Source organism: Chelativorans sp. M5D2P16, assembly GCF_034427935.1.
Taxonomy (GTDB): domain Bacteria; phylum Pseudomonadota; class Alphaproteobacteria; order Rhizobiales; family Rhizobiaceae; genus Chelativorans.
Genome location: NZ_JAXQNM010000002.1, coordinates 1 through 18115, shown reverse-complemented (window position 1 = coordinate 18115; position 18115 = coordinate 1). Strand labels below are relative to the sequence as shown.

Here is an 18115-nt window from a genome sequence, read left to right as displayed (position 1 = left end):
TCATCCTTCAGTTAAGCGGCTTGAGCTTGGGCAAGATTCGGGTCCGGAAGAACCCAGCCGTCGCGCAGCGCGACGGCCACCTTCTGCCCCACCGGCACCCGCTGGGGCAGGTTGACGGGCAGAACGATCCGCGGATCGGCACCGAGCGCGAGCTCGGCGCGAAAATGGTCGCCGCGGTAGCGTATCCGGAGGACCTCGGCGGCAAGGCCCGCCTGCGGATCGTCCCCTGTCAGCGACAGGTCACCCGGATGCAGCGACAGGCTGGCGCGTCGGCGCGCCCGTTCCCCGGCGGCACAGCGCACGGTGACGGGCTGTCCGTACAGCCGCGCCGTGGCACGGCCGTCTCCGAGCGGCCGCAGATCCTCGACCGCGACCAGCCGGCCGTCGCCGACGAAACGGGCGATCATCTCGTTCGCCGGCTCGCGGTAAAGCGTCTGCGGCGTATCGAACTGGACGATCCGCCCGGCATCCATGACCGCAATGCGGTCGGCCAGCGCCATGGCCTCGGCCTGGTCGTGCGTGACATAGAGCATGGTGGCGCCGGAGCGGGCGTGGAAATCGGCGAACTCGTCCTCCATCGCCGCGCGCAGATGCACGTCGAGATTGGCGAGCGGTTCGTCGAGAAGCACCACGGGATTCTTCGCGGCCAGGCAGCGGGCGAGCGCCACGCGCTGGCGCTGGCCGCCCGAAAGCGCCGCCGGTGCGCGGTCGCCGAACTGCGTCAGCCCCACCATGGCCAGAGTCTGGGAGACGCGCGCCTCGCGCTCTGCCCGCGGCAGGCCGGCCACCTTGAGACTGAAGCCCACATTCTCTGCTACCGACATGTGCGGCCACAAGGCGTAGTTCTGGAAGACGATCCCGACATTGCGCACCTCGGGCGGGGCGTGGGTTCCCGGCGCGGAAAGCGTCCGCCCGCCCACAAGGACGCGGCCGCTGTCGACGGTCTCAAATCCCGCGATCAGGCGGAGCATGGTCGTCTTGCCGCAACCCGACGGTCCGAGAATGGCCACGAACTCACCGTTCGCGATCGAGAGGGAGACGTCGCGCACCACGGGCTTTCCCCCGAGGGACTTGCAAACCGACTGCAACTCGATGGCACTCATCCGGCCCCGCCTCTCGCTCGCATGTTTGCACTCGTGTGCAACGCGATGGCGGAACGGATAGCGAAGGTTTGTGTCACGCGCTTTACACGCCGATGACGGGCCGATGACATCTTCTCCCCGCCTCAGGGCAGGGCAAATCGCATAGAGGACGACCCCGTCGCCCGGAAAGCAGAGAGCTTATCCGGCACCTATCGGCTGGGACGTCATCGAGTACTGCCCCTCGTCGGAAACCGTCAGCGCATTCCCCGAAGAACGACCGCCGCTGCTCAACGGATCCCGGCGAGGCGAGGCGTTGCCGCTTGGCCGGATGACGAGGACAGCAGCCCTCCTGCTGTTCGAGGCGCCGGCATAGGCCGGCAACCATGCATCAGTGGATGGTCCGCGAGATCGCCGGATCCCGGTCGCTCTCGTGGGACCGTTCGCCGATCCTGGCGAGAACGTGGACGGGGATGGGCATCATGATCCTGTCGGAGGCCTTCAGGCTGAGCGCGAACGCCCCTGCGGTCATGGCGACGTCCTCGCAAAACTGTGGGCAGCACAGACTTTGCAGGCAATAATCCACCGTCGGCTGGTCCGCGTTCTGGATTCCCGAGATCAGCCCGAGGACAAGGGCTTCGTCGCGGCAGATGAACGGGGCGCCCGACCGGAACATGCGTAACGGACAGACTGCGCACACGCCCAGCGTCTTCACGAACCCGGCGAGCGCGATGATTGCATCAGCCCCGTTCTCCTCGCCGAGAAGGCGGCGATAAAGGCGCTGGGCATCGATCCAGGGTTCGGTCGAACGCGTGGCATAGCCGTGGGTCCAGCAGCGGTAGCCCTCCAGCACGAGTTTCTCGGCGGGACGCTCGAAATAGCGGCACGGATCGTCAAGCTCGTTTCGCCTCTCCGGCATGTGCGGTCCTCCGGATCGTTGCGCCCCTTCCTCTCAGGCGTCATCGAACGCATCCTAGCATAAACTTGACTTTTTTGGTAAGGTATTATGTATCGGAAGGAGCAGGATTTCAGAAGGCGCCGGGAGGCGTTGCGACATGATGCATTTCGGTTTCCCTGAGCCACGGCCTCTCCCTGCCGGGCCCAGTCAGGACACGCCTTCCCGCGAGCAGCATACCGTTGAGATCGAACGGCTGCGGCGCGCCGTCCGCGAGGCCAAGCAGGCTGCCGCCGAGAGCCTTTCGCGCGCGATGGAAGCGCCCGGCCCACACGACACGACCAATACGATCTTCGTCGCGCTGTTCGAAGCCCATTGCCGGGATCGCGAGGTGCTGTTTGCCGCGATGCGCCGTCTGGACGCCGCCCGCGAGGCACCCGGGAATCCCGCGCACGAAGGCGGTTGAAGCCGGCGGGTCTGCGGCCGTTTCGGATCGCGCTTCAGTGGGCGCCGACAGTGCCGCGCCGCCAGTAAGCGACGGCCAGATGCTGTGCCCTGGGCAAACGCAACGCCGTGCGCAAATGCCTGCGAATGGTTTTGAAGGCGGAGAACTCGCAGCCGGCCCACACAAAGACATCCGGGTCGTCCCCGTGCAACTGCAGGCTCTTCAGCGCTTCCGGCAAAAGGACCGTGCTGCCGGCCGGACGCCCCTCGCGCGGCAGCCAGGCGAAATCGAGCGCGGCCCGGGTTTCAAGTGGCTGAATCTCTGCCGCATCGGCGATCTCCACGCGGGCGACGGCCTCCGCCTCCTCCGGCAGGTTCTCGAGGATCCGGCTGATGGCGGGCAAAGCCGTCTCGTCGCCCAGGAGCACGAGCTTGCGCGCCTTCGGCGCGCCGCCGCCGCCCGGACCCGTCATGCCGACGATATCGCCCGGCTTTGCCCGCGCCGCCCATCCGGCACCCGGATAGTCATCGCCACCATGCAATACCATATCGATGTCCACCAGCCCCCGGGCCACGTCGATCCGGCGGATCGTGTAGACCCGCGCCACGGGCCGGTCTTCGTCGTCCGGCCAGACAGCATCGCCGTTCTTGCCGATCCGCGGCCAGACAGGTCTTTCCGCGCCTTCGGGCGGAAACAGGAGGCGGACATGAAGCCCGTCGCGGGCAAAGCGCGCCAGATCCTCGCCCGCCAGCCGGACGCGGCGCAGGCGCGGCGTGACGTCGGTCACCGACACCACGCGCATCTCGCGGAAATAGGGCAGCAGCATCCCGGGCTTGTTGTCGCTTTCCCAATCGGGCTGAAGGCGCCTGTTGAGCGTGGAGAGGCGATAGGTGAGGCCGAGCTGAAGATAGGCGAGCGAGGTGCGATCCTCTGCCTCGAGCAGGATTTCGAAGCCGCTGTCCTGCGGCCGCAGCGCGATCCGCCCGAGGGCATGCGCCACCCGCCAACCGCCCTCCGCCCTTTCCACGGCACCGCCCTCGGCCCCTTCCTGAACGGCCTTGAGAATACCTGACTCCGACACGCCGGCGAGTGTGGCGCGAGCATGGAAACGATCGGATGCGGTGATCATGGAAGCGCTGCCTCGGCAAGACGAAATGTTTTCCTGACATTTACAGTCGACTTTATGCCTTGGCAAGAAAGCAGAAGCGGAACGGCGAGGCTCTTTGCAGCCGCGCCCCCGCAACCCTGAGGATGGTGGAAAAAATCGCCGCTGGCTCAGGACAGCATCATCTGCCGGAACGCGTGATAGGCTGCCAGCACCGTCTCCATCTGCGCGGTGTGCGCCTGCACGAAGTCCGCACCCGTGATCGTCTCGTCGGGATATTCGGTGATCAGTGTCAGGGGAGCCGCGTGCCGCGTCTCAACGCTGATGAGACAGGGAACACCATTGACGATGCGAAAGCCCGTCTCGCCGGCGTGAATCTCGAAAAGCGCGATCTGCGCCTCGTTGAAGGCCCTGAGGCCGGGAACGCGGTCGAGATGGGCGGTGACTGCCTCGATCAGGCGCGCGCCGCGTTCCTCCCAGTCGGGATGATGGCGCAGCACGAGGAAGAAGCCCTTGGGGATCGTCCACATCTCGAAACCGCGCGGGACATAGCCTGTCAGGGGCCGCGTCCATTCATGCGCGGGGTAGCCGTGCAGGTTCACGTGGAGCTTTGGCGCGCAAAGCGCCTCCGCCTGCCACCGGATGTCCTTTTCGAAACCGGCCGCACCCTCGGCCGGCTCGGGCTCGAACTCCAGGTCGTTGCCGAAGGCGGTGTAGCGCGCGGCGTGATGCATGTGCGCGGGGTGTGCGGCGCAAAGGTGGTGATGCAGGGCGTAGCCGTCGGGATTTTCCAGCGGCGAGACGGCGAAATGCGCCTCCGGCAGCCCCGCCAGCCGCTTTGCAGCCCTCAGCGCGCCGATCACGCCCGAGGTCTCGTTGGCATGCTGACCACCGCTGATCATCACCGCCGGGTCCGCGCCCGGACGATAGAGCCCCTCGACCTTGCGGCCGGCGCGCGAGCGGGCAGTGAAGCGGCGTCCTCCGAGCGAATCCAGAACGGCGCCGACCTGGCCGGGGCCGATCGCCGCCGGCGCGCTGTCCAGATCGTATTTTGGCCCGCTCCATGCCGACGCCTGCAGCGCGCGCGCCTCGACGCGCAGCCGCGGCGCGCCCTCCCCGTTCAGGACCTCCGGGACGATCTGCCCGGGCCGCAGACCGCGATCACCCAGCGGGCGGCCCGACTTCTTCTGGAAGATTTCGAGTGCGGAGAAATAGAGATCCTCGTGCAGCGCCTCGCACAAGCTGATGGATTCATGGCCGTGGGGAAGCGGTCGGTCTCGCACGGGCAGTTCGGCCCGGATCGACAGGGCCTCGAAGTAAGGCTCCTCCTCGCCCCATGGATATCGGGCGATCACGTCCACTGCCGCGGAGAATAGAGCCTCATAGTCCGTCTCGAGACGCCGCTCCTCCATATCGCCATCGGGTCCGGTCCACTTCAGCCAGCCCGTCGGCGAGGTGACCGTCATGCCGATGGGATCGGTATGCGCGCGGTTCGGCGCGAAAACATCAAACGTCCGGCTGCGGCCGTCCGCCCGCACGAGAGCGACCCGATAGGTGAAACCGCCCTCTTCCTCCTCGGTGAAAACGAGCCTGGCGGGCGCCACGAGCGCGGCCAGCGGATAGGCTTCCAGGCGAAAGCGGCGCGGCATCTCGCCAAGCAATGGATAGGTGACGCGGACTTCCTCCACGCCTTCCAGATCGATCTCCTCGAGGAAGGCATGGACGAGCGGCTTGTAGGCGCTGCGGATCCGCGCCGTAACGCCATGCTCGGCAAGGCGCCGCTCGCCCGCCTGCCGTGTCTCGGCGTCCTCGAACACCCAGGCCTCGAGCTGGCCGCCACGATTGGCCGGCGTGGCGTAGTCGGCGACAAGCCGGTCCAGGGTGCGCTCGAAGGTCTTTTCCAGCAGTATCGTCATCGGCTGGTGCGTCCCGTCGGATCAAGGGTGTCGCGCAGCCAGTCGCCTAAAAGGTTCAGGCCGAGCACCGTGAGGAGGATGGCAAGGCCCGGGAAGACGCTCACCCACCATGCCGTCTGCAGATAGGTGCGGCCCTCGGCCAGCATGCCGCCCCAGCTCGGGATCGTCGGATCGACGCCCATGCCGAGGAAGGTGAGGCTGCTTTCCAGAAGGATGTTGTTGGCGACGTTGAGCGTCGTCAGCACGATCACCGGACCGATCAGGTTCGGAAGCAGGTGTTGGAAGAGGATGCGATGGTCGCGCACGCCGATGGCGCGCGCCGACTGGATGAACTCGCGGTCCCTCAGCGACAGGACGGAGCCGCGCACCAGACGCGCATACTGCACCCATTGGGATACAATTAGCAGCAGGATCGTATTGGTCGTGCTGCCACCGATGATGGCGATGAAGGTGATGGCGAGCAGGATGAAGGGCAGCGCCAGTTGCACATCCGCAAAGCGCATCACGAAGATATCCCAGAAGCCGCCGTAATAGCCCGAGACGAGTCCCAGGAGAACACCGATCACCACCGCACCCGCAGCGGAATAGAGCCCGACCTGAAGCGAGATTTCGCCGCCCACCACGACGCGCGCGAGGACGTCGCGGCCGAGCGGATCGGTACCGAGAGGATGCGCCCAGCTCATGAAGGGCGGTGTCAGCCGAGCGGCGAGATCCACGGCCGCGCCACCGCCGGGAAACAGAAGGCCCGAGAAGAGCACGGCAAGCCCGATCCCGCCGACGAGGAGAACGCCGAGGATGAATTCCAGCGTTTTGAAGCGATTGAGAGGGCTGCCCTTGCCGATGGTCCCGTCCGACATGGATCACTCCGTGCGTATGCGCGGGTCGACGAGGCCATAGGCGATGTCGACGGCGAGGTTGACGGTGATGATGAGCAACGAGAGCACCGTGATGACGCCCTGCAGGACCGGATAGTCGCGCGCGGCGACCGCCTCGAAGGCGAGCGTGCCGAGCCCCGGCCAGTCGAACACCCGCTCGACCACGACGATGCCGCCCATGAGCTGTCCGAACTGCAGGCCGAAATAGGTGATCAGCGGAATGGCGCAGTTGCGCAGCGCGTGCTTGTAGAGCACCGCGGTTTCCGAAAGCCCCTTCGCCCGGGCGACCATTACGTATTGGGAACGCAGCGTGTCCAGCATGGTGGTGCGCACCAGCCGTACGTTGGTCGCCGTCAGGATCACGCCCATCGTGGCGGCCGGCATGATGAAGCTCTCGATCCCTTCCATCCCGCTCGGCGGCAGCCATTGCAAGGTGATCGAAAAGAGCAGGACCAGCATGATCGCCAGCCAGAAATTCGGGAAGGAAAGGCCGACCAGCGACAGGATGCGGATGAGCTGGTCCGCCCATTTGCCGCGGGCCACCGCCGCCTGGATGCCGAGCGGGATCGAAAGCACGATGGACACCAGCATAGAGGCGAAGGCGAGCAGCAAGGTCGCCGGCAGCGCGCGGGCGACGAGGTCGTTCACCGGCGTGCCGCCCATGAAGCTGCGCCCCAGATCGCCGACAACGAGCCCGCGCAGGAAGTCGAGATACTGCGCGGCGAAGGACTGGTTCAGTCCCAGCGCCTGGCGGATGTTTTCCAGATCCTGCTCGGTGATGCTGCCCGCGCCCTGGGTCAGCATCAAGGCCGGATCGCCCGTCAGCCGAATGGCGAAGGAGACGATCAGCGTCACGACCAGGACGACGAAAATCGCCTGCAGGATGCGGGTGAGGATGAACTTCGCCACGGCGCCCTTTCCGGAATGCGATGCCTTTGAAGGCGACCGCTCCCGCCGGCACGCCGGCGGGAGCGGAAAGCCCTACTCGTCCGAGACCGAGACGTTCGTCAGCCGCAGGCGACTGTCAGGGGCGGCTTCGAAATTCTCCACCCGCTTGTTCACGCCGTAGAGCGCGTTGATGTTGTAAAGCGGGATTTCGAGCGCCCGGTCGGCCGTGTAGCGGGCGATCTCCTGCAGCATCTCTTCGCGCTCGGCGCGGTCGGTTATGCTGCGCTGGGCCTCCAGCATGCGGTCGAGCTCCGGGTCGCTGTCATAGGGGTTCCAGCGCTCGCCCGTGTGGTACATCAGATAGGCCGTGTTGTCGTAGTCGAACGTCCAGCCGCCCCACTTCTGCTGGAACATCACGCCCGTTCGTCCGGCCGGAATGATGTCGTTCAAAAGAACGTTGGTCTCGTAGGGCCGGATCGTGGCGTTGATGCCGACCGCCTGCAGATAGGCGGCCACGGCCTGCGCCACCTCGCCGAAAGTGGAATCGTTGCCGCGCACGTCGATCTGGATCTGCGTGCCGGGCTCCACCCCCGCCTCGCTCAGAAGCCGCTTTGCCTCGGCGGGGTCGAAGGGCAGCGGTTCCATTTCCGGGTCGTGGCCGAAGGAGAGCGCGCCCTGGAAGCTGGCGATCGGCTCGGCCTGGCCGGCCAGGATGGAATCGATGATCGCCTGGCGGTCGATCGCCATGATGATCGCCTTGCGCACCCGCTCGTCCGCCGTGATGCCGGATTCGGTGTTGAAGCGCAGCGCCTCGACGGTCGGGCTCGTCACCGAGACGAGGTCAAGATCGGGGTCGTTCTCGATGGTGGGGATCATGCCGATCGGGATGGTCGGCGGGATGACGATGTCGACCCGGCCGGCCTGCAGCTCGGCGACGGCCGTCGCCGGCTCCGGAATGAAGCGGTAGGTCACCGTGTCGAGCTTCGGCGCACCGCCCCAATGGTCGGCGAAGGCCTCGAGCCGGATTTCCTCGCGCGGCTCGTAGGAGACGAACTTGAAGGGGCCGGTGCCGACCGGATGGGTGTTGAAATGTTCGTCACCGTGCTCCTCGATATAGTCCGGCGGCACGATCATGGCACCGTAGCCGGCGAGCTTCGTCAGAAGCACCGGATCGGGCTCCTTTAGGTGGAAGTCGACGGTGAAGTCGTCGATGACCTCGACGTTCTCGACAGCGACGTAGTTCGACTGCTGCGGCCCCTTCGAACCCTCCTCGCCAAGCAGGCGATCGAAAGTGAACTTCACGGCCTCGGCGTTGAAGGGCTCGCCATTGTGGAAAGTCACGCCTTCGCGCAGCGTGAAGCGGATGCGCTGGCCCTCGTCGAGCTCCTCCCAGGAGGTGGCGAGTGCCGGCACCAGCTTCAGATCCGGGCCGCGATAGGTCAGTCCATCGAAGATGTTCGTGGAGACCGAGGCCCAGTTGACGAGAAAGGTGTCGATCGGATCCCAGCTTCCCGGATCCTGCGGCGAGGAGATGGTGAGAGCGCCGGCGGCGGCTGCTTGCGACAGGGCGGCCGGGGAGACAAGAACGGAGGTGGCCATGAAGGCCGTCATCAAGATTTTGGTCATGGGGAACTGAACTCCTTTGAATGCTCGGTTGAGACCTGTTGCGGCACCTGATTCTCGACGGCCACCAGATGGCCCGGCGCCGTTTCCTTTAGACTGACGATTTCCGGCTCGTTACCGGCGCGCCGCACCGGGCTCGGGATTTCCCCCTCCAGGAGCGGCCGGTCGCGCCTGAGCCCCGGCCGAGCGACGGGAACGGCCGACAAGAGCCGGCGTGTATAGGAATGACTCGGGTTCTCGAAGACGGCCTGCCGCGGGCCGAATTCCACCACCTGGCCGAGATAAAGCACCGCGACCCGGTGGCTCATGCGTTCCACCACGGCCATATCGTGGCTGATGAAGAGGTAGGCGAGCCCGCGCTCGGCCTGCAACTCCATGAAGAGATCGATGATCTGCGCCTGGATGGAGACGTCCAGCGCCGACAGCGCCTCGTCGGCAATGATCAGCTTCGGGTCGGAGGCGAGTGCACGGGCAATGGAGATGCGCTGGCGCTGGCCGCCGGAGAATTCGTGCGGATACCGCCGCGCGTGATGCGGCTCGAGGCCGACACGCTCGAGAAGCGCGTGCACGCGCTTTTCCACCACCTTGCCCGACAGAAGTCCGTGCGTATGGATCGGCTCGGCGATGGAAAACCCGACGGTGCGGCGCGGATCGAGCGAGGCGAATGGATCCTGGAAGATATACTGCACCTCCTGGCGCAGCCGCATGCGCCCGGCACGGTCCATGGCCGAGACCGGCTTGCCGTCGAACAGGATCTCGCCCGCCGTCGGCTCCTGCAGCTGCTGGATGGTGCGCCCGATGGTCGACTTGCCGGACCCGGATTCGCCCACAAGAGCCAGCGTCTCGCCGGGAAAGATGTCGAAGCTCACCTTCTCGACCGCGTGGACGCGATGGGTCACGCTGCCCCAAAAGCTCTTTTTGATGTCGAAGCGGGTCACCAGATCGCGAACGGAGACGACCGGCGGCGCGTCGTAGCGCGCCGTATCCTGCACCTTCGCCTCACCGATCCGCCGGCGCCGGCCCTCCTCCAGAACGATCAGCGGCTCGCGGCGCGGCAGCTTTTCGCCGGCCATGCTGCCGAGCTTGGGGACCGCGGCAAGCAGCGTCTGCGAGTAGATGTCGGCGGGTGCTTCAAACAGCGTTTCCACCGGCGCCTGCTCGACCTTGCGACCCTTGTGCATCACCACCACGTCGTCGGCCATTTCGGCCACCACGCCCATGTCGTGGGTGATGAAAATGACGGCCATTTCGAGTTCGCGCTGCAGGTCGCGCATGATGCTGAGGATCTGCGCCTGGATGGTGACGTCGAGCGCCGTGGTCGGCTCGTCGGCGATCAGAAGCCTGGGGCGGCAGGCGAGCGCCATGGCGATCATGACGCGCTGGCGCATGCCGCCCGAAAGCTGGTGCGGATAGCGCCTGAGGAGCGCCCCGGCGTCGGCCAGACGCACCAGTTCCAGGAGCCTCTTGGCCTCGGCCCGCGCGGATGCCTTGCTGCGGCCTTCATGGAGGATGAGCGCCTCCATGATCTGATCCCCGATCGTGAAGACCGGGTTCAGCGACGTCATCGGCTCCTGAAAGATCATGGCGATCTCTTTGCCGCGGACGCGTCGCATCGCCCGCTCGTCGCAACGCACCAGATCGGTAGCCGCCTTGCCGTTGTCGAAAAGAATTTCGCCGCCCGCGATCGTGCCGTTGAGGTGCTGCACGAGCTGCATGATGGCGAGCGATGTCACGGATTTGCCCGAGCCGGATTCGCCGACGATCGCCAGCGTGCGGCCGGCATGAACGTCGAAGCTCAGATCGTCGACGACCCGGTTTTCCCCGAAGTCGATGTCAAGGGAGCGAACGGACAGCAGCGGCCGAGCCGTCATCGCGCCCCGCCGCCCCTTGGCGGGATGCAAACGGCTGCAGAGATGGACGCGCAACCCGCCTTCCCCGACCCCTGCCGGAAATGGCCTTGGCTGCCCGCCAGCGTCAGCGTGAAGATCGTTCTTGCCTGCAACGGCAGCGCCCCGGATCTCGTGGTTTCAGGGCACATCATCATTTTAACGATAAAATGTCAATAATGTGTTCTTAATCGGAGCGGGAGCCCACACACACACACACACACACACACCTGTCCCGGCGCATGACGCCGGCAGCGCCCGGGCGATACCGGGTGCTGCTGCATTTCAAAGGAGATCGATCACGGCGGCACTACACGGCCGCTCGAAAGCCCGGCTGCTTCGCCCCGCCGTCCTCGGTCCAGTCGTTCCATCCCGGAAAGGCGAGCGGCTCCGCCTCGTCCAGGGTTTCCAGACGCCGCCGCCATCGCGCCTTTTCGTCCGCAAGCTGGGCCGCGAAGCGATCCGCGTCCTGATAGGCGTAGCCATGCCCCTGCACCCCGTGGGCTAGAAAAGGCGGCAGAACCGCGAACCCCACATAATGCAGCGAATAGTGCAGCGGCCAGAGCAGATGGTGCATGTCGCCGCCGCGCGCGTTCGGGCCGAACGCCGCCGCCGGAGCGCCGGTCGTCACCGACAGGACGGCCCGTTTGCCGCGGAAATATCCACGGTCGTAGCGCATTGTGCTGGTGTAGAGCCCGCCATTGACGAAGACCCGGTCGAACCAGCCCTTCAGCATCGCCGGCTGCGCGTGCCACCAGAGAGGAAACTGGAAGACGACGAGATCGGCCCGCTCCAGGCGCTCGATCTCGCGGCGAACGTCCGCCGGAAGGCTACCCGTCTGGCTGGCGTGGCGCTGTTCGGCCAGCGCGGCGAACCTGTCCGGGTGCTTGCGGGCCGGGTATTGGGCGGCTCTTTCCGCCGGATCGAACCCTTCGGCGTAAAGATCGGAGACGTCGACGCTGTGGCCAAGGCGCTCCAGCGTATCCGCCGCCACGTCCTTGAGCGCAGCATTGAACGACGTGGGCTCGGGATGGCTGAGGACGATCAGGGCATGCATGGTAGCTGGTCTCCTTGATGCTGTTGCCAACGGCCACCCGGATGTAGTTTGTTCATATGCAAACCGAAATCCGAAGAATGCGCATATTCCGTTTGCAGATATGAACAGTCTGATGCAGTGGAACGACCTGCATCTCGTCCTGGCGATCGCCGCGTCCGGCTCGCTCTCGGGCGCCGCACGCAGGCTCGGCGTCAGCCATGCCACGGTCTTCCGACAACTCGGCGGTCTGGAGGAGCGCCTGGGCGTCAGGCTGTTCGACCGGTCGAGAAACGGCTATACGCCCACCCTGGCGGGTGAGGAACTGGCGACGGTCGCGCGACGGATCGAGCGCGAGGTCCTGGCTGCCGAGCGGCGCATCGCAGGCCGGGACCTGCGCCCGTCGGGAACGGTTCGCCTCACCACCACGGACACGCTCCTCTTCGGCGTTCTCTCGCCGATCCTCGCAGACTTTCGTGAGGCCTATCCGGAGATCGAGTTGGAAGTGGCGGCCTCGAACGAGGTCTTCAGCCTCACGCGACGCGAAGCGGACGTGGCCTTGCGCCCGGCCACGGCACCCCCGGAGATCCTCGTAGGCCGCAGGATCGCGACCATCGCGCAGGCGGTCTACGGCAACCGTGAATTTATCCCCGACGCTGCGGATATCCACGCCCATGCATGGGTGGGGCCGGACGAACGCATGCAATATCCGGCCCTCGAGAAGTGGCTGCGCGAGGCGGGCCTGCTTGCACATAGCCGTTACCGGACCAATACGATGCTCGGGCTCTACCTGGCCGCAAAGGAAGGCGCGGGCCTGGCGGTCCTGCCATGTTATCTCGGCGACGGCGACAAGGAACTGAGGCGCGTGGGCGCCCCCATCGAGGCCCTCGCGACCGATCTCTGGCTGCTCACCCATGCGGATCTGCGTGCGACCGCCAGGATCCGGGTGTTTCTCGATTTTCTCGCTGATGCTCTGAAGCGCCAGCGGGGCAGGCTCGCCGGGGAAGGTTGGCCATCCCGGCACGAAAGCGGCGATAAAGTTCCCGCCCGGTGAAATTCCCGCTGGAACACGGCCGCGCTTTGCAGAAAACTAGGCACCGGGTTTCCCAGGCCGCGAACCCAAGGGAGGAATGATGACCGGAATTCCCGTGAAGGAGTCGTCTTCCGTCTTGCCGCATTGCCATGCCTTGCGGCCGCTCGATCCCGCGCGAAGGGTCCTTGGCTCCACCTTCCGCCGCCGGTGGTTTGAACTATGGGAGCGGTTGTCGCTGCGCAGCCGAATTCTCGCAGCGATCGTCCTCATAAACATCATCGCCGCCTTGGCCGCGACCGCTGTGGTGGTCTACGACGCGCGGCAGGCGGCCCAGGCTGAAATGGCCGCCTCGATGCGCGTGGCCGAACGTCTGGTCCACGCGGCCGTGGAGCGCAGCGGAGCCGGGACACCCCTGACGGCCCTTTTCCGTAACCTGGTGCTTGAACTCGGGCAATTGCGGCACGTGCGGATCCTCTTTGCCGACAGCAATGGAGCACTGCCGTCGCTTCTGCCAGCCGAGGCGCTCGGCACGGCGGCCGGCCCCGAAACGCGCGTGCCGGGCTGGTTTACCGCGCTTGTCCGGGTCGACGACATCCGGCGCGAGATGAAGATCGTCTCCGACGGCCGGCTGCGCGGGTCGGTCGTCCTCGTCGGCCATCCCGCGGACGAAATCGCCGAAGTCTGGAGGGATACCAAGCACCTGGCGATCATCGCACTCGCCGTCAATCTGACGGTGATCGCCATTCTGTATTTCACCCTCGGACGCCTGCTCGATCCGCTCACCGGCCTGGCGCAAGGGCTGCGGCAACTGGAGCGGGGCCAGTTCCGGCATCGCCTCTCCCGGCCGCAAATCCGTGAACTCGCCTATATTGCGGACCATTTCAACGCGCTCGCCGACCGCTTGCGGGCGGCGAAAGCCGACAACGGCCGGCTGACGCGCAGGCTTGTCTCCGTGCAGGACGACGAGCGCCGGCAGATCGCTGCCGAACTGCACGACGAGATCGGACCGTGCCTCTTCGGCATGAAAGCGAACATCGCTTCCCTGGATAAGTTGGCCGCGGAAGCCGGCGGGAAGCTGGCTGCGCCGCTGCGCGAGCGCGTTGCGACCCTCGGCGAGATCACAGACCGGATCCAAATGCTCAACCGCGGACTGCTCGGCAGGATCCGGCCGATGGCGCTCGGCCATGTGCCGCTCGCCGAGATCGTCACCGGCCTGGCGGCGGATTTCGAGCGCCTCAACCCGCAGACCAAGGTGACCGCCGTTGTCGGGCCGCTCGCCGACAGCTATGGCGACTCGGTCGATCTCACAGTCTATCGCTGTCTGCAGGAAGGCATCACGAATGCCGAGCGGCATGCCCGGGCCAACACCGTCACCGTCGCTCTGTCGGAGTGCAGCGGCGAACGGGGTGATGGACCGGAAGCTCTATCCGTCCTTTGTCTTTCCGTTCGCGACGACGGGCCCGGCATGGCCCGGCGCGCAAAAAAGGGCCTTGGCCTGACGGCGATGGAGGAGCGGGTCCGCGCACTCGGCGGCACGGTGACGGTCGCCGGCACGCCTGACGGCGGAACGCGGCTCGAGGTGACGATACCGCTGGCCGAGGCGCCCCGCGGATGCGAACCTGGCGAAAGCCACCGTTGAGAGGAGTACGATGACCAGGGTCCTCATTGTCGATGACCACCCGATGGTCCTTCAGGGCTGCCGGAGGGTTCTGCAGGATGCCGGCGTCTGCGATGTTCTGGAGGCCAGCAACGCGACGAGCGGATACCGGCTTTTCCGGCGCAACCGCCCGGACATCGTCATTGTTGACCTTGCGCTCAAGGGCAACAGGCTGGGCGGCCTGGATCTCGTCGCCCGTATGCGCCTTCATGACAGCCGGCTTCCCATCCTGGTGCTCAGCATGCACAGCGATGCCTTCATCGTCAGCCGGGCCCTGCAGGCCGGCGCCACCGGCTATGTGCTGAAGGACGCCGGCCCGGGCGATTTCCTCGATGCCTTCGAGTCCGTGCGCAACGGCAAGCCCTATCTGAACCACGACACGGCAGTCCAGGTGGCGCTGCATGGTGCGCGTCCGGCGATCGGCGGGCTCAGCGGCCTTTCGCCGCGCGAACTGCAGGTGCTCACCCTGCTCGCCGAGGGCAAGGCGTATCGCCAGATCGGCCATGAACTCAACGTCAGCTACAAGACCGTGGCCAATCTGTGCTCGCAGCTCAAGGGAAAGCTCGGCGTCCGCAATCTCCCTGAACTGATCCGCATGGCTGTCCACTATGTTTCATCCACAACCGACCGGCCGCCCCCGCCCGAGCTTCAACTCGGAGACGGTGGAACGGGCTGACGCCGTCCGGCGAAGGGCAAGGAAGGGAGAACGCAAGTTCTCTTCCGCGTCCGGTCGATCCCGCGGCGGGACGGGAAGTCGAGGAAGCGGACCGGGAACTTTTGGCAATGAAATCGAGAAGTGTTGCCGTAGCCTGGCACCGCCGACTTCAATAAGCTGCCCGGACTTGAAGACAAGCTGGCGTTTGGTCGGCGCGGTGGGGTGGACAGCTCCCCTCTTCGCAAGCTGCCGGAGATGGCCGGCCAAACGCCTCAGGGAAGAGCGTTGCGCATGGGGGCCTTTGCCTTCGCGCCGACTGACATGTGTACCGTGGAAAGCCGTATGGTGGAGAAAAGATCGATCATCGCCGTCCTCGTGGGGCTGCTCATGTGCATCGCTTCCGGCACGGCTTTTGCCCAGTCGGATGGATCGGAAGACTCCCCGCTGGAAGTGAAGATCGGCTATCTCCGCGCGTATGCGCCGGAGTTGGCGTTGTCGGTTCTGGACATTCCGCCGCGTGACGAGGGGGTTGCGGGGGCGGAGATTGCGGTTGCGGACAACAACACGACGGGCAGCTTCCTCGGCCAGGAATTTGCGTTGGAAGTGCGCGAGATCGCGCCGGGGGCGAATGCGAGGGAGGCCTTTCGCGGGCTGGTGGAGAACGGCAACCGGTTCGTGCTGACGGACGTCTCGGCCGAACAGCTCGTCTCGATCGCCGATCTGGCGGCCGAAGCCGGCGTGATCCTGTTCAATGTCGGGGCGCCGGATGACATTCTGCGCGAGGAGGAATGCCGGGCGAACGTCTTCCACACGGCGCCGACGCGCTCGATGCTGGCCGACGGGCTGGCGCAGTATCTGATGTGGAAGCAGTGGCGGCGCTGGGTGCTGATCCACGGCTCGCACGCGCCGGACCGGCTGTTCGCCGAGGCCCTCAAGCGGGCGGCGGAACGCTTCGGCGGCGAGATCGTGGCCGAGAAGCTCTACGAGGACCGCGGCACGGCGCGGCGCGCCGATTCGGGCGTCACCCAGATCCAGCGCGAGATGCCGGTCTTCACGCAAGGGCTGCCGGAGCACGACGTGGTGCTGGTGGCCGACGAGAGCGAGGTGTTCGGCACCTATCTGCCCTACCGCACCTGGGTGCCGCGGCCGGTGGCCGGCACGGCGGGGCTGGTGCCCTCGGCCTGGCACCCGGCGAGCGAGCAATGGGGCGGCACGCAGATCCAGAACCGGTTCGCGGACAGGATCGGCCGGCGCATGGTGTCGAAGGACATGTCGGCCTGGACGGCGGCGCGCTCGATCGGCGAGGCGGTGACGCGCACGGGCAGCGGCGATCCTGAAGAGGTGGCCGCCTTCATCCGTTCCGACGATTTCGCGGTGGCCGCCTTCCGCGGCCAGAAGCTGACCTACCGCGACTGGAACCAGCAATTGCGCCAGCCGATCTTTCTGGGCGACGGGCGTTCGGTGGTGTCGACCTCGCCGCAGGAGGGTTTCCTGCACCAGGTCTCCGAGCTCGACACGCTGGGCGTCGACCGGCCGGAGACGCGCTGCGTGCTTGACTAGTTTTTCACCGATCGGGAGGAGCCTGCATGCATAGAACCCTGTCCGCGCTCGCCGGCGCCGCGCTGGCGGCGGCGCTCGCCACGCCGGCTTCGGCCACCATGGCCTATGTGTCGAACGAGCGGGGCAACACCGTCAGCGTCATCGACACCGAGACGATGGCGGTGGTCGAGACCATCGAGACCGGCCAGCGCCCGCGCGGCATCACCATCTCCCATGACGGCAGGTTCATCTATCTGTGCGCCAGCGACGACGACACGGTGGAGATCATCGACACGGAGACGCACCGGATCGTCGGCACGCTGCCGTCGGGGCCGGACCCGGAGCTGTTCGTGCTGTCGCCCGACGGCAAGACGCTCTATGTGGCCAACGAGGACGACAATCTGGTGACCGTGATCGACATCGAGAACCGCAGCGTGGTGACCGAGATCCCGGTCGGGGTGGAGCCGGAGGGGATGGGCATCAGCCCCGACGGCAGGACGCTGGTCAACACCTCGGAGACCACCAACATGGCGCATTTCATCGACACGGAGAGCCACGAGATCACCGACAACGTGCTGGTCGATTCGCGCCCGCGCTTCGCCGAGTTCACGCCCGACGGGGCGGAGGTGTGGGTGAGCGCGGAGATCGGCGGCACGGTGTCGGTGATCGACAACGAGAGCCGCGAGATCAAGCACAAGATCACCTTCGAGATCCCGGGTCTGAGGCCGGAATCGATCCAGCCGGTGGGGGTGCGCATCACCAGGGACGGCACCAAGGCCTATGTGGCGCTCGGCCCGGCCAACCGGGTGGCAGTGGTCGACACGAAAACCTACGAGGTGCTCGACTACATCCTGGTCGGCCAGCGCGTGTGGCAGCTCGCCTTCACGCCGGACCAGGCGATGGTCATCAGCACCAACGGCATCTCCAACGACGTGACCTTCATCGACGTGGCGAGCGACGAGCCGGTGCAGTCGGTGACGGTGGGCCAGCAGCCCTGGGGCGTGGTGGTGGCGCCGGAATGATCACACAAGCGGAGGGAGGAAGACCCATGAAGAAGCTGGCGACATTGCTCCTGGCGGCAAGCCTTGCGCTGCTGCCGCAGGGCCTCGCCTGGGCGCAGGACGACGACGATGACGACGACGGCCCGGAGATCACGCTATCGAGCAAGGACGTGCCGGAGCTGGTGCTGGGCGCGCCCGACGACGACTTCGCCGTCAACCGGCAGAACTTCGAGCTGGTGGCCGGCCAGGCCTATCGCTGGCAGATCACGTCGAAGGGGCGGCTGGAATACAAGTTCTTCACCGACCTCTTCCGCAATGTGTGGATGAACCAGATCGTCATCGAGGACCTGGAAGTGCACATGAACGGCGCCCCCGCCTGGCTCGAATTCGACGCCCCAGGCACCATCCAGGTCCAGTTCGTCGCCGCAAGACCAGGCTTCTTCACATGGTCCGTCCCAGACCTTGAAGACAGAGGCATGAAGGGC

Annotated in this window: 16 protein-coding genes; 7 read left to right on the top strand and 9 right to left on the bottom strand. The window is 65.9% G+C overall.

Annotated features, from left to right (window positions below; all coding sequences use genetic code 11):
* Nucleotides 1-11: 11 nt before the first annotated feature.
* Both SIN08_RS00100 and SIN08_RS00095 read right to left on the bottom strand, forming a co-directional pair.
* Nucleotides 12-1103, bottom strand: coding sequence for an ABC transporter ATP-binding protein (locus SIN08_RS00100; RefSeq protein WP_322449418.1), 1092 nt, complete (start codon nt 1101-1103; stop codon nt 12-14).
* A gap of 367 nt (nt 1104-1470) precedes the next feature.
* On the bottom strand, nt 1471-1998 hold the full coding sequence (locus SIN08_RS00095; RefSeq protein ID WP_322449417.1) for a hypothetical protein: 528 nt from the start codon (nt 1996-1998) through the stop codon (nt 1471-1473).
* Nucleotides 1999-2134: 136 nt separating this feature from the next.
* Here SIN08_RS00095 and SIN08_RS00090 point away from each other — a divergent pair, with 136 nt between their 5' ends.
* Complete coding sequence (locus SIN08_RS00090; RefSeq protein ID WP_322449416.1) at nt 2135-2440, top strand: hypothetical protein; 306 nt, start codon at nt 2135-2137, stop codon at nt 2438-2440.
* A 34-nt stretch (nt 2441-2474) separates the two neighbouring features.
* On the opposite strand, the gene SIN08_RS00085 is transcribed toward SIN08_RS00090, so the two are convergent.
* The 7 genes from SIN08_RS00085 to SIN08_RS00055 form a co-directional block, all read right to left on the bottom strand.
* Entirely contained in the window at nt 2475-3548 is a 1074-nt protein-coding gene (locus SIN08_RS00085) for a siderophore-interacting protein (protein ID WP_322449415.1), read from the bottom strand.
* A 146-nt stretch (nt 3549-3694) separates the two neighbouring features.
* Nucleotides 3695-5440: a peptidase M14 gene (locus tag SIN08_RS00080; RefSeq protein ID WP_322449414.1), complete on the bottom strand. Its 1746-nt coding sequence runs from the start codon at nt 5438-5440 to the stop codon at nt 3695-3697.
* On the bottom strand, nt 5437-6297 hold the full coding sequence (locus SIN08_RS00075) for an ABC transporter permease (RefSeq protein ID WP_322449413.1): 861 nt from the start codon (nt 6295-6297) through the stop codon (nt 5437-5439). Before SIN08_RS00075 ends, SIN08_RS00080 begins: the two co-directional genes overlap by 4 nt.
* A 3-nt stretch (nt 6298-6300) precedes the next feature.
* The gene (locus SIN08_RS00070; protein ID WP_322449412.1) at nt 6301-7224 is read right to left on the bottom strand and encodes an ABC transporter permease; all 924 of its coding nucleotides are present in this window, start codon (nt 7222-7224) and stop codon (nt 6301-6303) included.
* Between the two features lie 72 nt (nt 7225-7296).
* The gene (locus SIN08_RS00065; RefSeq protein ID WP_416207989.1) at nt 7297-8814 is read right to left on the bottom strand and encodes an ABC transporter substrate-binding protein; all 1518 of its coding nucleotides are present in this window, start codon (nt 8812-8814) and stop codon (nt 7297-7299) included.
* Between the two features lie 11 nt (nt 8815-8825).
* Complete coding sequence (locus SIN08_RS00060; RefSeq protein WP_322449410.1) at nt 8826-10697, bottom strand: ABC transporter ATP-binding protein; 1872 nt, start codon at nt 10695-10697, stop codon at nt 8826-8828.
* Nucleotides 10698-11022: 325 nt separating this feature from the next.
* The gene (locus tag SIN08_RS00055) at nt 11023-11769 is read right to left on the bottom strand and encodes an NAD(P)H-dependent oxidoreductase (RefSeq protein ID WP_322449409.1); all 747 of its coding nucleotides are present in this window, start codon (nt 11767-11769) and stop codon (nt 11023-11025) included.
* A 112-nt stretch (nt 11770-11881) separates the two neighbouring features.
* Between SIN08_RS00055 and SIN08_RS00050 the strand changes: the two genes are divergently transcribed.
* The 6 genes from SIN08_RS00050 to SIN08_RS00025 all read left to right on the top strand — a co-directional run.
* The gene (locus tag SIN08_RS00050) at nt 11882-12799 is read left to right on the top strand and encodes a LysR family transcriptional regulator (RefSeq protein ID WP_322449408.1); all 918 of its coding nucleotides are present in this window, start codon (nt 11882-11884) and stop codon (nt 12797-12799) included.
* A 79-nt stretch (nt 12800-12878) separates the two neighbouring features.
* Nucleotides 12879-14417 (top strand): ATP-binding protein, encoded by a 1539-nt coding sequence (locus SIN08_RS00045; RefSeq protein ID WP_322449407.1) that lies wholly within the window; start codon nt 12879-12881, stop codon nt 14415-14417.
* Nucleotides 14418-14427: 10 nt separating this feature from the next.
* Nucleotides 14428-15111, top strand: coding sequence for a response regulator transcription factor (locus SIN08_RS00040; RefSeq protein ID WP_322449406.1), 684 nt, complete (start codon nt 14428-14430; stop codon nt 15109-15111).
* Nucleotides 15112-15432: 321 nt separating this feature from the next.
* Nucleotides 15433-16650, top strand: coding sequence for an ABC transporter substrate-binding protein (locus SIN08_RS00035; protein WP_416207984.1), 1218 nt, complete (start codon nt 15433-15435; stop codon nt 16648-16650).
* Nucleotides 16651-16676: 26 nt separating this feature from the next.
* The gene (locus tag SIN08_RS00030; protein ID WP_322449405.1) at nt 16677-17651 is read left to right on the top strand and encodes a YVTN family beta-propeller repeat protein; all 975 of its coding nucleotides are present in this window, start codon (nt 16677-16679) and stop codon (nt 17649-17651) included.
* A gap of 26 nt (nt 17652-17677) precedes the next feature.
* On the top strand, nt 17678-18115 hold a 438-nt coding region (locus tag SIN08_RS00025; protein WP_322449403.1), incomplete at its 3' end, for a hypothetical protein.